This is a genomic window from Paenibacillus sp. URB8-2, from assembly GCF_013393385.1.
Classification (GTDB): domain Bacteria; phylum Bacillota; class Bacilli; order Paenibacillales; family Paenibacillaceae; genus Paenibacillus_AQ.
This window is the reverse complement of record NZ_AP023239.1, coordinates 3,309,110-3,321,782: the sequence shown is the minus strand read 5'-3', so window position 1 is coordinate 3,321,782 and position 12,673 is coordinate 3,309,110. Positions and strand designations below refer to the sequence as shown.

At 51.8% G+C, this 12,673-nt stretch carries 10 protein-coding genes; 6 read left to right on the top strand and 4 right to left on the bottom strand.

Annotated elements, in window-relative coordinates:
• Nucleotides 1–460 precede the first annotated feature (460 nt).
• The 6 genes from PUR_RS15215 to PUR_RS15190 all read left to right on the top strand — a co-directional run bounded on the left by PUR_RS15215 (nucleotide 461) and on the right by PUR_RS15190 (nucleotide 8,825).
• On the top strand, nucleotides 461–1,471 hold the full coding sequence (locus PUR_RS15215) for a 2-oxoacid:acceptor oxidoreductase family protein (protein ID WP_179037932.1): 1,011 nt from the start codon (nucleotides 461–463) through the stop codon (nucleotides 1,469–1,471).
• A 25-nt stretch (nucleotides 1,472–1,496) separates the two neighbouring features.
• Nucleotides 1,497–3,800 (top strand): thiamine pyrophosphate-dependent enzyme, encoded by a 2,304-nt coding sequence (locus PUR_RS15210; protein ID WP_179035980.1) that lies wholly within the window; start codon nucleotides 1,497–1,499, stop codon nucleotides 3,798–3,800.
• 467 nt (nucleotides 3,801–4,267) lie between these two features.
• On the top strand, nucleotides 4,268–4,618 hold the full coding sequence (locus PUR_RS15205; RefSeq protein ID WP_179035979.1) for a NifB/NifX family molybdenum-iron cluster-binding protein: 351 nt from the start codon (nucleotides 4,268–4,270) through the stop codon (nucleotides 4,616–4,618).
• Nucleotides 4,619–4,657: 39 nt separating this feature from the next.
• The gene (locus PUR_RS15200) at nucleotides 4,658–5,977 is read left to right on the top strand and encodes an O-acetylhomoserine aminocarboxypropyltransferase/cysteine synthase family protein (protein WP_179035978.1); all 1,320 of its coding nucleotides are present in this window, start codon (nucleotides 4,658–4,660) and stop codon (nucleotides 5,975–5,977) included.
• Between the two features lie 57 nt (nucleotides 5,978–6,034).
• Nucleotides 6,035–7,516, top strand: a complete 1,482-nt coding sequence (locus PUR_RS15195; protein WP_179035977.1) for a nitrogenase component 1 — start codon at nucleotides 6,035–6,037, stop codon at nucleotides 7,514–7,516.
• Nucleotides 7,500–8,825: a nitrogenase component 1 gene (locus PUR_RS15190; RefSeq protein ID WP_179035976.1), complete on the top strand. Its 1,326-nt coding sequence runs from the start codon at nucleotides 7,500–7,502 to the stop codon at nucleotides 8,823–8,825. Before PUR_RS15195 ends, PUR_RS15190 begins: the two co-directional genes overlap by 17 nt.
• An 82-nt stretch (nucleotides 8,826–8,907) precedes the next feature.
• Here the strand turns inward: PUR_RS15190 and PUR_RS15185 are convergent, their stop codons facing one another.
• From PUR_RS15185 to PUR_RS15170, 4 genes are read right to left on the bottom strand one after another with little or no spacing between them, the layout of a single operon-like run.
• Nucleotides 8,908–9,726 carry an ABC transporter permease gene (locus PUR_RS15185; protein ID WP_179035975.1) on the bottom strand — a complete coding sequence of 273 codons (819 nt, stop codon included), beginning with the start codon at nucleotides 9,724–9,726 and terminating at the stop codon, nucleotides 8,908–8,910.
• Nucleotides 9,723–10,751, bottom strand: coding sequence for an ABC transporter ATP-binding protein (locus PUR_RS15180; protein ID WP_179035974.1), 1,029 nt, complete (start codon nucleotides 10,749–10,751; stop codon nucleotides 9,723–9,725). Before PUR_RS15180 ends, PUR_RS15185 begins: the two co-directional genes overlap by 4 nt.
• Before the next feature lie 39 nt (nucleotides 10,752–10,790).
• Nucleotides 10,791–11,588 carry an ABC transporter permease gene (locus PUR_RS15175; RefSeq protein ID WP_179035973.1) on the bottom strand — a complete coding sequence of 266 codons (798 nt, stop codon included), beginning with the start codon at nucleotides 11,586–11,588 and terminating at the stop codon, nucleotides 10,791–10,793.
• A gap of 35 nt (nucleotides 11,589–11,623) precedes the next feature.
• The gene (locus PUR_RS15170) at nucleotides 11,624–12,658 is read right to left on the bottom strand and encodes an ArsR/SmtB family transcription factor (protein WP_232101522.1); all 1,035 of its coding nucleotides are present in this window, start codon (nucleotides 12,656–12,658) and stop codon (nucleotides 11,624–11,626) included.
• Nucleotides 12,659–12,673: the final 15 nt, after the last annotated feature.

The following is a 12,673-nucleotide window of genomic DNA, read 5'->3' as shown; positions in this document are numbered from 1 at the left end:
ATTACATTCATTTTTCGAAGACAACCGAAAAGCGGGATTTAAGAGACTTCCTTCGGGCAATTAAGCGGCTCCGGGGGAAGTTTTTTTGCTGTACAAAGCAGCGGCTATGTCGGTCATCAATTTTTTCTTTCATATAAGGTGATTTTAATCATTATTAATGTGACAAATTTAACATCTTAATTTTTAATTTTTTTGTTAGATTAAAGGTAACAAATGTCACAGGCGAGCGAAAGACATATTTTGTACACATTCAATGATTTTCATGGGAGATTTCTTCCTCTCGCTGTTACGCCGCTTTGTCGCTTATAAGAGAATTATTGGTATTTTATAAATTATTATGATTCTCTTGAGCTGCCGCATGCAAGATTTATCACTTCACTTGTTGTAGAATCAAGGTACAATTTTGAAAAAGTCATTCAGGATGTTATTCTAGCTGACACAGAAGAAAGGGGTTATGTCGGTGGTACAATTACCGAAAGTGAACGAACTCGGGTTTTTCGAGATCCGTCTCGAATCCATAGGAGGTCTCGGCGCGAACCTGGCCGGTAAAATGCTTGCTGAAGCTGGAGTAGTGGGCGCGAACATGAACGGCGTAAGCTTCTCGTCTTACGGTTCGGAGAAGAAAGGTTCGCCGGTTAAGGCGCATATCCGTTTCTGCGATTTGAATACGCCGATCCGCGATACCTCTCCGGTTGAACGGCCGCATGTCGTTGCCGTATTCCACGAAGCAATGGGCAAGATTGTTAATGTAACAAGCGGCATTACCGCAGAGAGTACGGTGCTGATCAACTCGGCGAAATCTCCCGAAGAACTGAAGGAGCTGCTTGGTGTAACCGCGGGCACAATCGCCGTTGTCGATGCTACCATTATCGCACTGGAAGAGAAGAACCGCGTTAACATGGCAATGCTGGGTGGTCTGTTCCGCCTCTGCCCGTTCCTTGATCCCAATACAATGAAGAGCGTTATCGAGAAGTCGCTCGGCAAGAAATATCCTCAAGCGGTCCAATCGGCCATTACGACTTTCGACCGTGGCTATAATGAAGTGAAGTTCCATACATTTGAACTGCCAGAAGGCGAAAGCATGCCGGAGTTTGTACGGTCCGACACTTCGCCGCTCGGATATGAAACCCAGCCGATTGGCGGCACCATCATCAATCCGGGAACAACCTTCCTGAAGGATCTCAGCATTTCCCGTTCCGGGCTTGTGCCGGTATATGACAATGAGTCCTGCATCAACTGCGCGGAGTGCGACACGGTTTGTCCGGATATGTGCTTCGTTTGGGAAGAGAAGATCAATAAAAAAGGCAAATCGATGATGTTCCTGAAAGGGATCGATTATCAATACTGTAAAGGCTGCCTCAAATGCGTGGAAGCCTGCCCGACATCCGCACTCTCCCGTGCGCGTGAGAAGGAAGGCTTTGCGGAAGCCAATACGGTCCGACATACTTTTGATCTTGTAAACCAGATCTAAATCCCGAGAGAAAGGTGGAACACTAATGGCTATCGATTACGAAAAGGAAGTCGGCTCCGCCAAGGTGGAGCAGAAGTTTTTATATGAATCCGGCAATGAAATGGCGGCTTACGCTGCACATCAAATCAACTACCATGTGATGGGCTATTTCCCGATCTCCCCGTCCACGGAGGTTGCGCAGTTCCTCGATTCCATGAAAGCCAGCGGACAGCATGACATCATGCTGGTGCCTTCCGACGGCGAACACAGCTCCGCAGGCATATGCTATGGCGCGTCCACCGCGGGCGGCCGCGTATTTAACGCGACAAGCGCACAAGGCTACCTGTACATGCTGGAGCAGCTTCCGGTTCAATCCGGTACGCGGATGCCGATGGTCATGAACCTCATCTGCCGCTCCATTTCCGGACCTCTGAACATTCACGGCGATCACTCCGATCTGTATTTTGCGCTGAACACCGGCTGGCCGATCCTGATGTGTCCGGATCCGCAGTCCGTATATGATATGAACATCATGGCAATCAAACTTGCCGAGCATGCCAAGGTTCGCCTTCCCGTGCTTGTGGCCATGGACGGATATTTCACTTCTCACCAAAAACGCCGTGTCCAAGCTATTGCGAACCGCGAAGATGTTCAGAAATTCGTAGGTCCTCAACCGACCGGTTATGACGATACCCTGGACCGCGAGAATCCGATTTCTGTCGGCCCTTACATGAATGAACCGGACTATATTAACAACAAATACCAACAATCCGTGGCGATGTACAATGCCGGGGAAGTATTTGAAGAAATCGCTAAGGAATATGGCGATCTGACAGGCCGCTATTACCCAATCCTGTCGCAGTATCGCATGGAGGATGCCGAGGTTGCGGTATTCCTGATGAACTCCGCTTCCGAGATCATCAAGGACGTTGTCGACCAACTGCGCGAGAAAGGCGTGAAAGCCGGCGCTATTTCGCCGAACATTATCCGTCCGTTCCCGCAGAAGCAAATCGCCGAAGCGCTGAAGAACGTCAAAGCCATTACCGTTGGCGACCGCGCGGATTCTTTCGGAGCGCATGGCGGCAACATGGTTAACGAAATCAAAGCAGCCCTGTTCACCTACGGCAACACCACAACGAAGGTCATCAGCCGGATTTACGGTGTCGGCGGCAAGGACTTCTTCGCCGAAGATGGCCACAGCCTGTTCGAACTGGCTATTGAAGCAGCGGAATCCGGTGAAGTAAAGGTTCCTTTCGACTACTATGGCCACAACCCGGGCGCTGCTGAAAGCGCGCCGAAGCGTGTGCTCAAACCGCTTAAATTCGAGTCTCTCAAGACTGGCTTGATTACTGTGGACAAGGATGAAGAGACAGGCAAACTCAAGGTTAAGATTCCGCCAATGCGCAGCTTGACCGTTAAACCGAAACGTTTGTCCCCAGGTCACGGCACTTGCCCGGGTTGCGGTATTTTCTCCGGTCTGGAGCTGTTCTTCAAAGGTATTGAAGGAGATATTGTTGCTCTGTACCACACAGGCTGCGCCTATGTTACAACGACCGGCTATCCTTACTCTTCCCATAAATCGACTTTCATCCACAACCTGTTCCAAAGCGGGGCCGCGACAATGTCCGGCGTGGTTGAAATGTTCTGGGAACGCAAACGCCGCGGCGAGCTTGACAGCCTTAATTTGAAAGACGACTTTACCTTTGTAATGGTTACCGGCGACGGCGGCATGGATATCGGTATGGGACCGGCAATCGGCGCCGCGCTTCGCGGACACAAAATGATCGTATTGGAATATGATAACGAAGGTTATATGAATACAGGCGCACAGCAATCGTACTCGACGCCAATCGGTCACCGCACATCGACATCCAGCATCGGCAAGACGCAAAAAGGTAAAGTGACGCAGCATAAAGATACTCCGCAAATTATGGCTGCCACCAATATTCCTTATGTGTTCACAGGCAGCGAAGCATTCCCGCAGGATTTGGTGAAGAAAGCCGCCAAAGCTCAATGGTACGCTCAGAACGAAGGGCTTGTATATGGCAAAATCTTGTCTGCCTGCCCGCTGAACTGGATGACCGAGGACAATGTTGGCACTAAGCTGGTATCTCTCGCAGTTGATTCCTGCTTCTTCCCGCTGTATGAAGTGGAACAAGGCGTTACCACGATTACGTACAATCCGGAAGAGAAAGAGAAGCGCGTCGACGTTACCGAATGGCTCAAAGGCATGGGGAAAACCAAGCATCTTCTCAAGGAAGAGAACGAAGCAGCCCTGAACAACTTCAAGGAAGAGGTTCAGCGCCGCTGGAGCCGTCTCAAAGCGAAGCATGAGCATCCGGAACTGTAAGAACCATTATACCGCTTAATCCGAACAGCAAGTCTCGTTATGAGGCTTGCTGTTTTTCATTTATTTTCTGCAAAAGATCACATTTAATTCACGATTAAGGGATTGAATTATGCAATATTAATCGGTATATTAAAACAAAGTAAAGCAATTGGTATTAAAGAGTTTTTAGCCGAGCGGTTAACCGCAGGCCGGATGCTTCCTGACAGACAGGATTGCTCCGGCCTTTTTTAATTATAAAAATTTTTAAGTTTCACGCTTATAAATTGCCTTATATTTCTACGAGAAACGGATGTCTCCTTTACGGAGGACGGCTAAGCCGTTTCTTCTTAATATTTTGGCTATTGTTGTGAAATTTGTCACACGCCGACCAAAACCATTGGAGGCCTGCTTTGTTTACGAGCGGGCCTCTTTGTTTTACCGAGGAGGGGAATGTACGAACTTATCTTTTTGAAGGAGACGGGATACGAATGAAAGTGGCAGTAGGCAGTTCAGACGGTTATGCCGTAGACCAGCACTTCGGCCAGTGCGACCGATTTATGATCTACGACGTCGATGAAGAAGGTTTGTATGTACTGAGCGAAAACCGGAAAATAGGCAATCCTGCCAGTCAAAACGGACATGAGCAAAGCCGGTTGCAGGCTGTGGCCGAGTCATTGGCTGACTGTTCATATGTCCTTGTCGGGCGGATCGGTCCAGGCGCTGCGGCGGTGCTCCACAATCTGGGAACTACGGCTCTTGCCGTCGAGGCCCCAATTGAAAAGGCTTTGGACAGATTGTTAGCCTTTCTTCATTCGGGCCGAGGAGCCATTTTACAATAGGGCTTGATCCAAATACATTAATCGAAAAGAGGGACCTGTATGAGCGAGAAACAATTGGGCTTTGACACATTAAAGGTAAGAGCGGGCTACCAATCCAGCGATCATAATTATGCGGTTGCCGTACCGATTTATCAGACGGCTTCATACGATTTGGGCAGCGTGGAACGGGCCGAGAAATTGTTCGGTCTTGAGGAAGCGGGCTTCCTGTACACACGGATCGGGAATCCGACCGTAGATGTGCTGGAGCAGCGGTTGACTGCTCTGGATAAAGGAACCGGTGCTGTTGCCGTCGCGTCAGGAATGGCCGCGATTGCTTATACTTTGCTGAACCTGGCAGAGGGGGGCGGGCGAATCTTAACAACGCCTCAGCTGTACGGAGGAACCTTTGACGCCATCAAGCGCCTATTCCCTAAATTCGGCGTCCAAGTCGATTTTGTAGAGAACTCGGATGATCCGGAATCCTTCCGCCAAGCCATCGGACCGGATACCAAAGCGGTGCTGATTGAGAGCATCAGCAACCCGAATGCGACGATCCTGGACGTTGAAGCCATCGCCAAGGTTGCGCATGACAACGGGATTCCGCTGGTTATCGACAATACGTTCGGTACTCCGTATTTATTCGACTCTTTTGCTCATGGAGCGGACATTATCATTTACTCGGCGACCAAAGCGATCGGGGGCCATGGAACGACACTCGGCGGGGTCATCGTGGAGAACGGCCAATTTAACTGGGACAACGGAAAATTCCCGCACTTTCAAGAGCCACAGTTCTTGCTGAGAGATCAGAATACAGGGCGCGAACGCAGCATTCTTGAGGTGTTCCCGGATGCCCCGTTTACGACAAGAATACGGCTCAGTTATCTGGCTTATTTTGGAGCTTCGCTCAGCCCGTTCGATGCTTTCCTGCTGATTCAAGGCATTGTTACGCTGTCGGAGCGGATTGACAAGCAGGTGTCGAACGCGCTGAAAATTGTACAGTATCTTCAAGGAAACGACAAAGTAAGCTGGGTTAACCATCCCGCCGCCGAAGGCAATCCGTACAAAACACTGGCCGACAAGTATTTCCCGAAAGGCGCCGGTTCGATCTTCTCCTTTGGCTTCACAGGAAACGATGAGCAGCTCAAGATCTTCCTCAATTCGGTGGAACTGTTCAGTTATCATGCCAATGTGGGAGATGCCCGGTCGCTGATTATCAATTCGCCGAAGACGACGCATGGCGAACTGAACGCGGAAGAACAGATTTTAGCCGGAATCAAGCCGGAAACGATCCGTCTTTCCATTGGTTTGGAGAATGCCGACGATTTGATCGCCGATTTGGAGCAGGCGTTCGAGAAAGCTTTTGTGGAGACACTGGTGTAGCGTTTCTGGTGCCTTCAATTCAGCAGGAATATTTTATAACGCAAAGGAGGAGAGGACATGCCGAAAGTGAACTTGAATTTAACCGAGGTCCCGGTGCGCGAGAAGCGTCTGGGTTCGATAACGGGCTTTGCCGGCACCGCGGGAGAACTGGTCGACTGCTCCAGCAACGGCTGTCTCAAGGACGGCACCCGTTCTTTCAGCCAATGCATGGGCTGCAGCTCAGGGAACGCTTTTTGCCAATTATCCATGATTCGGGATGCGGCGATGGTTAACCATGCGCCCGTCGGCTGTGCCGGGGATTTCTTCGGCTTTAATTTTGTTTACCGGGTCGGACAGATGGAGCGTGATCTTCCGCCGGCCATTGGCAGATATTTCAATACAAATATCGAGGAAATGGATACGGTCTTCGGTGCCCTATCCAAGCTGGAGAAGACGATACGCCTCGCGTATGACAGGGTAAAGCCGAATGCGATTTTCGTCACTACGTCCTGCGCCTCGGGGATCATAGGAGAAGATGTGGAAAGTGTCACAGACCGGATGACGAAAGAGCTCGGCATACCGGTTGTCAACTGTGTCTGCGAGGGTTTCAGATCCAAAATCTGGACCTCCGGCTTTGACGCCGCCTACCACTCTATCGTGCGCAAGATTGTAAAGCCTCCGCAGAAGCGGACGAATAAAGTGAATATCATCAATTTCTGGGGCAGTGATGTATTCTCGAAGCTGCTGAACCGCTTGGGCTACGAAGCGAACTACGTCGTTCCCTTCTCCACAGTAAGTCAGCTGGAAACCATTTCCGAGGCTGCCGCAACGATTCAGATTTGTCCTACGCTTGGAACCTATATGGGAGCCGCGCTGGAGCAAGTATACGGAGTGCCGGAGATCAAGGCTCCAATGGCTTACGGTTTGGCGGGAACGGATGCCTGGATGCGCGAGCTGGGACGCGTTCTGGACCGTGAAGACGAGATCGAGGAAATTATACTTGAGGAGCGAGCCGCTGTACTGCCGAAGTTGGAAGAGTACCGGGCTAAGCTTACAGGTACAACCTGCTATTTAACGGCGGGGTCGGCCCACGGCCATGCTCTGATCGCCTTGCTTCGTGAACTCGGGATCGATGTGCAGGGCGCAGCTATTTTCCATCATGATCCCATTTATGACAATGAGAGTTCCGCGGCGGATATGCTGGATCACACGGTCAAGACATACGGGGATATAAAGGGATACAACGTCTGCAACAAGCAGGCTTACGAACTGGTCAATATTCTGAATCGCATCCGTCCGGACCTGATGATCGCCCGTCATGGGGGAATGACGCTCTGGGGTGCGAAGCTTGGCATTCCTACGCTGCTGATCGGGGATGAACATTTCAGCTGGGGTTATCAGGGGCTGCTTAATTATGCGGAACGCATTTTAGAGACGCTCGACAACCGGGAGTTTGTGACCAACCTGGCGAAACACAGTTCCATGCCTTACACCAAATGGTGGCTGGAGCAAGATCCATACACTTTTTTGGGAGGCAACACTCATGTCAAAGCTTATTGAACAGCCGAGGTATTCCTGCGCGCTGGGCGTTCAGCAGACGGTCATCGCAATCCAGCGGGCCGTGCCCATCGTTCATGCCGGACCGGGCTGCAGCACCAAAATCCACGGCCTGCTCGGGCAAGGTGAAGGCTATGCGGGAGGCAGTACGATCCCCTGCACCAATGCCAGCGAATCTGAGGTGGTATTTGGCGGCGAGAAGAAACTGAAGGGTGTCATTGACGGAGCGTTCAAGGTCATTGACGCCGACCTGTTCGTCGTGCTCACCGGCTGCACCTCCGATATTGTCGGAGATGATGTCGGCCAGGTGACCCGTGAATTTCAAAATCTCGGTAAGCCGATTGTGTTCGCGGAGACTGGCGGCTTCAAGAGCAATAACTATGTCAGCCATGACCTTATCATCAAGGCGATTATCGAGCAGTACGTCGACCGGTATGCGCCTGCCAAAGATCAAGTCATACCAGGACTGGTCAATGTATTTGCCTCCATTCCGTACCAGGACCCATATTGGATCGGCAACTTGCAGGAGATCAAACGGCTGCTGACAGGCATAGGTCTCACACCGAATATCCTTTTCGGTCCCGAATCGGGCGGCGTATCCGAGTGGCTTACCGTACCTCAGGCCGAATTTAATATTGTCGTTTCCGCATGGCCGGGACTGAAAAGCGCCAAGCTGCTCAAGCGGAAATACGGAACGCCGTTTTATCATTTTCCCTATTTGCCGGTTGGAGGGTTGGAGACTGGCCGTTTCCTGAGGGAGGTTGCGGCATTCGGCGCCAGCGTGGACCGTGAAAAGGCTGAGAAATTCATCGCGGATGAAGAACGTAAATTCTATACGCATATCGAACGTACGGCCGATTTCATGCTGGAGTTCCGTTACGGAATTCCGCGTTTATTTTACACGATCCTCGACGCAACTTACGCCGTAGGCTTTTCCAAATATTTATTGAATGAGCTGGGCATTATTCCGGCGGACGTTCAATACATTGTCGATGATACTCCAGAACAGTACCGCGAAGGAATCCGTGAGCAGTTCCGCCGTATCTCCGACAGAAGGTCGGCGAAGGTGGAATTCTCGGTGGATGGCGGGGAAATCCAGGAAAACATCAGGAAGAGCAGTCCGAAGCAGCGGGCGCTGATTCTCGGAAGCGGCTGGGAACGTGATCTGGCTGTCGATATCGGGGCTGATCTGCTTCCAGTCAGCGTGCCGATCACTTACAGGCTGGTATTAAACTGCGGCTATGCAGGTTATAACGGCGGATTGCGGCTGATCGAGGACATTTATGACCGAGTGCTGGGCACGTATCGTTAAACGATTGAACACAAGAGAAGGGGCTTTCCCGATACCGTAGAAGATGACGAACGGTTGGGAGCCCCTTTTTCCACGCTTTAATTCAGAACAAACTCCAGTTTCCCTTGAGTCTTGCATGCCTCTCAGCCCTTGCCAATAGGTACCCCGTCAGCCATACAAGCGCGGCATCGGCAGCAATCAGCACGACAAGCGCCCACATCCATTGTCCGCCGGTATTTCCGTACAGTGCCCCTCGAACGAGGATCAGGCTGTAGGTAACCGGAAAGAGCAGAGAAAGTCCTTTTGCCCACACCGGAAAGACGGAAGGGGGGATGCGCACACCCCCGAACAGCTCCATCGGAGCCTGAAAAATGTAATACAGCAGGCCGGAGTCACGGGAGAACAGGGAGACGGCGCTGAGCATCGCTCCCCAGATGACCGCAGAGCATACGATAAGCGCCAGCACCGGCAGCAGAACGGCCCATTTCACCTGTCCGGGATCGGCGACAAACCAAAAGGTCAGGAAGGAGAACGCCGCGAACATCCAAATTCCGTTGAACAGGGAATATAGGGAGCGGCCGAATAGAAAGGCCATTTTGGGTGAGGATGTCAAAAAAATGATTTCCAATGTGCTCTGTTTGCGCTCCTGCTCAAACAGCCAAGCTGAATGGACGGTGGTCCAGAACAGCTGAAACACCAGATAGCCGCTTAGCAGGAATAGCGGAATTCCGCCTGGCGGAATTACCATGGATAACGCCGAGCCTTCACCCGTCCGATAGGGCTGCATCGCGTAGTAGGAGGTCAGAAAAGCAAAGCCAGGCCAGAGCAGCATCGAGAAAAATACGGCTTTTCCCCGAGTGCGGCTTCTGTGCTGTTTCAGAATTTCCGCCCGGAGCGAGATCATATAGCCGCGCAGCTTCATGACACTTTTCCTTCCGACAGCAGAATGATGGCATCCTCAAGATTGGGCTTTTCGGCGGAAAAGGAAACGACCTTTAGTCCATTTTCGGCTGTCCAGGGCAAAAGCTTGGTGATGAGCTTGTCGGCCGAGCGGCTTTTTAAGGTCAATCGGACGGGTTCCCCGAGGGAAGAGCTGGAATCGGCAGAAGGCGCATGTAGCTCCGTCCATTCCTTCCGGTTTAGCCCGAATTCGGTGTGCAGGTACTCCATCAGCAGAGGATTCAGCTCATCCCTCCAGCCCGTCAATTCAAAATGAGCCGTTTGCATGCCCGCCACTCTTGCCACAATGCGGTCCGGAGTGTCGCACATCAGCAGCTCCCCGCGGTTTAGCACATATACGGTGTCGCACAGCTCTTCTACTTCCTGCAAGTAGTGGCTGGTCAGCAGAATGCCTTTTCCCCGTTCTTTCGCAAGACTGCGGACCATCCCGCGCAGCTGTCTGGCTATGGGCGCGTCAAGGCCAAGCGTCGGCTCATCCAGAAACAGATATTTCGGGTCATTGATGAGTCCTCTTGCGATTTGCAGCCGCTGCTTCATGCCTTTGGAATACTGCTCCACCGGACGGTCAGCCGCCTCGGAAAGACCTACCTCGGTCAGCAGCCGGTCGCTTTCCAGCCGGAGACGGCCAGAGTCCAGACCGTATAAAGACCCGAAATATTGGAGATTTTCCCTGCCCGTGAGCCGCCAATACAGCATCCTTTCGCCGCCGGCGATCATATTCACTTTTTGCTGAATAGCGGTGCGGTTGCGGTCCATCTCTAGACCGTCCACCTCAATGTTGCCTTCCGTCGGATCAAGCAGGGTGGACAGCATGCGGATGGTCGTCGTTTTGCCGGCTCCGTTAAGCCCCAGCAGGCCGGTTATTTGTCCTGGCTCAAGGGTAAGCGACAATGATTTAACCGCCTCGGTCTTTACCCGTTCCGATCGGAACCAGCCAAGTCTGTTCTTGGTTTCGTATATTTTGGTAACCTCGTTCATAGCGATCATACCTTCACAACCTTTCTTCTTAATCGGGCATTTTCCCTCTCAATACCGCTCGAACATTCTCCGTTCAATTCTTCTGCCGCTCCATAGCGCAAGCGTGATATAGACAGCGCACAGCAGCAGGACGGGGATAATATCGCCAAACCGGATAACCCCGCCTGTCATCAGACTGCCGCGCAGCAGCCCCAGCGCATCGGTTAAAGGAAACACTTCCCCTGCGATCCGAAGAGCTTCGGGAAGGTACTCCCGGGGGAACTGAAACCCGCACAGCAGTGCGGTGAACGCGAACAGCGTATTTTGCACAAAAAAAGTATCCCGCGAATACAGCATCACGCAGCCCAGCAGAAGTCCCATCGTAAAGCAGGACAACAAATAGGCGAAGATGCCGATCAGCACCGAAAAAGCATCGAAATGAGGCAGCCTCAAACCTGCCGCAATTCCGAAAATCAGTACGACGGCAAGCTCGAACAGACTGCGGAACAGCTGCTGAACGGCAGTGCCCGCAAAATAACCGAAACGGCTGGAAGGGGAGAGCAGCAGCGCTTCCAGTGTCCCTTCCCGCCACTCCGTAATCAGCGCTCTCGAAACATTCATCATCATGCTGACCGAAAAAAGATTCAGCGCCCCGCCGATAATCACATACGTCAAATAATCGGAGGTGCCTGTGTAGGCGGCAAACTGGGATTGAATATCGCCTTTAATTAAATAAACATAGGAAAAATAAGAGACGAGAACGAGATACGTTCCATCAATAATATGGCCGAATGTAAACGTCCAGGGATAAGCTCTGAGATTGGACCTTTGGTTCCTGACCAATGTCGCGACGGCGGTGTGCCACATTTTCAAGCGCTCCTTTTTACGGCTCTTGCTTTAGGTTACTGTTCCAGAAATTGTCTTTGCAGCACAAGAGTCATTTCAAATTCCTCTTTGTCGGCGGAGTAGAATTGGTAGCTTCCCCGGCGTTTGGCCCTGATCAGACCGGCTTCGGACAGCAGCTTCAGATTCTTGGAAACGGCTGCTTCGGAAATGCCGAGAACGGGAGCAAGCTGCTTCGTGCAGTGCGGTCCTTTCCACAGCAGCTTCACGATCTTGAGCCGTGTTTCGTCGCCAAGCGCCTTGAAACGCAGAAGCAGATCGGCCGGCGGAGAATCGTTGTACGGCAGCTCCGGAATGTCGACGGCAAGCGGCAGATAGAGATCTTTTCCGCACCAGCCGATTAAGAGATGCGGGAACATGAAGGTGCTGGGAAACACATAAATATGCTCCAGGCTGTCATAGGCAAAATGGTACGTTTTCGCTTTTTGGGCGGTAATCGCCCCTTTCTCCGCAAAAAGCCGCGGATGCAGGGATGCGACGGCTTTTTCAGCGGATTTTTCGGCCTCCTGCTGAAAGGCGGCGGCGGCCGTCTGCAGCCAGGGTTCAACAACCTGCCATTCCCGGCGGAAAAAGGATTCCTCGTAAAGTGTTAACGTGTCTGCTAGCAGCTTGCGGAATTCAACCAGCGAGTCGAGCAGGGACAGCCCTGCTTCCTCCAATTCCTCCGCTTCCAGCCCTCTTGTGCCGTTCATCCATTGGATGACGCTGCCGATCGGCACTTCATTGTTTAACGCAAGATGGACCAGTTCCGCATCCGGAAGGCTGTTCAGCGCATCTATGCCTTTACGGCAGGTCATAGGCAGTCCCGAATGGTCTGCCAGATCCATTAATGCGGTCCAGCAGTCGGTTAATCCGCCAATTTGGCGGATACCATCCCGAAGATGCGGCGGCATTTCTTTGAGCAGCTCCTGTGACCACTGAAGCCGCCTTGGATGATGCTCGGGTTGGAACAGTACATGCAGGCTGCACAGCATTTCATGGAAGGGACTGACGACGGTTTTGATTTTATGATGCAAGGATGGCAATGAGCTCATTATGTTCCTTTCCGA

Coding starts and splice junctions, on each gene's coding strand:
- PUR_RS15210 (WP_179035980.1), top strand. CDS start 1,497: ATGGCTATCGATTACGAAAAGGAAGTCGGCTCCGCCAAGGTGGAGCAG.
- PUR_RS15205 (WP_179035979.1), top strand. CDS start 4,268: ATGAAAGTGGCAGTAGGCAGTTCAGACGGTTATGCCGTAGACCAGCAC.
- PUR_RS15200 (WP_179035978.1), top strand. CDS start 4,658: ATGAGCGAGAAACAATTGGGCTTTGACACATTAAAGGTAAGAGCGGGC.
- PUR_RS15195 (WP_179035977.1), top strand. CDS start 6,035: ATGCCGAAAGTGAACTTGAATTTAACCGAGGTCCCGGTGCGCGAGAAG.
- PUR_RS15190 (WP_179035976.1), top strand. CDS start 7,500: ATGTCAAAGCTTATTGAACAGCCGAGGTATTCCTGCGCGCTGGGCGTT.
- PUR_RS15185 (WP_179035975.1), bottom strand. CDS start 9,726: ATGAAGCTGCGCGGCTATATGATCTCGCTCCGGGCGGAAATTCTGAAA.
- PUR_RS15180 (WP_179035974.1), bottom strand. CDS start 10,751: ATGATCGCTATGAACGAGGTTACCAAAATATACGAAACCAAGAACAGA.
- PUR_RS15175 (WP_179035973.1), bottom strand. CDS start 11,588: ATGTGGCACACCGCCGTCGCGACATTGGTCAGGAACCAAAGGTCCAAT.
- PUR_RS15170 (WP_232101522.1), bottom strand. CDS start 12,658: ATGAGCTCATTGCCATCCTTGCATCATAAAATCAAAACCGTCGTCAGT.